Below are 1,124 nucleotides of genomic sequence, written 5' to 3' on the forward strand. Positions count from 1 at the left end.
TGATGCTCCTATTGCTGTCAAGCGGCTTGGAGCCACTTGCGGTAGGCGTGAGTGAGGTCGTCGTCCCTGCTGAGTCCTCTTTCGAGCCTGGAGATGGCGGTGGGCCAGACTCCGAAGTGCTGGGCGACGGCCGTGAGGGTGATGTTCTTGGCCTGTCGCAGGGGTCGCAGATCGGCGATGCCGGGGACGGTGACCACGGTGGTCAGGCAGCGGAAGATCTCCCGGGAGATGGCCCGTTTCAGCAGCCGGATGATCTCTTTCTTCGTCCGGCCGGCGGCGGTCTGCCTGGCGACGTATTCGCGGGTGCGGGGGTCGCTGGACATGCGGACCAGGGCGATGCGGTAGAGGGCGGCGTTGGCTGCCCGGTCCCCGCCTCGTGAGAGACGGTGGCGGTTGGTTCTGCCACTGGAGGCGGGGACGGGTGCGGCTCCGCAGAGGGCTGCGAAGGACGCCTCGGTCCGCATGCGCTCGGGGTTGCCTCCGGCAGTGATCAGCAGCTGGGCGGCGGTGTCGGGGCCGACTCCGTGGGCGGCCCGCAGGCCGGGGTTCAAGGCGGTGGCCTCGCTGTCGAGGGCTCTGGTCAGGGCTGTGTGCTCGGCGGTCAGCTCTTTGACGCGTCGGGCGAGGTTTTTCAGGGCGGTAAGGACCGCGACGTGCACGGTGTCCCCGGCCGGTCGCAGCCGGGCCAGAGCGTCGGTGCGGTCTGTTCCCGTGAGCCGTCCGTACTTGGCGCGGATGCTCTCGGGTGCGGCGAAGAGGATGTGGGTGATCTGGTTCAGGGCGGCGGTGCGGGCCTTGACCGCGGAGCGGGCGGCGTTGTGCAGGGCGCGTATGCCGGCGACGGTGTCGTCCTTGGGTGAGCTGGAGGCCCGTCCGGAGAAGGCCGCGCGGGCTGCTGCGTAGGCGTCGATGGGGTCCGACTTGCCGATGCGGCGGCGTTCGGCCCGGTCGGGCCGGTTCACCTCGACGACGCGGTGTCCGTGGGAGCGGGCGGCACGGGTGAATCCGGCACCGTAGGAGGCGGTGCCCTCCACGCCGATGGCGATCACGTGGCCGTGGGCGTCCAGGAACGCCAGGGCCGCGGCGTATCCGGCGGTGGTGGTGGCGAACTCGGCGTCTGCGAG

Annotated in this window: 1 protein-coding gene; it reads right to left on the bottom strand. The window is 70.5% G+C overall.

Annotated features, from left to right (window positions below; genetic code table 11):
* Positions 1 to 17: 17 nt before the first annotated feature.
* A partial coding sequence (locus ACFUJR_RS39355; protein ID WP_383181793.1) for an IS110 family transposase occupies positions 18 to 1,124 on the bottom strand: 1,107 nt, incomplete at its 5' end.

The organism is Streptomyces sp. NPDC057271 (genome assembly GCF_042668715.1).
GTDB lineage: Bacteria > Actinomycetota > Actinomycetes > Streptomycetales > Streptomycetaceae > Streptomyces.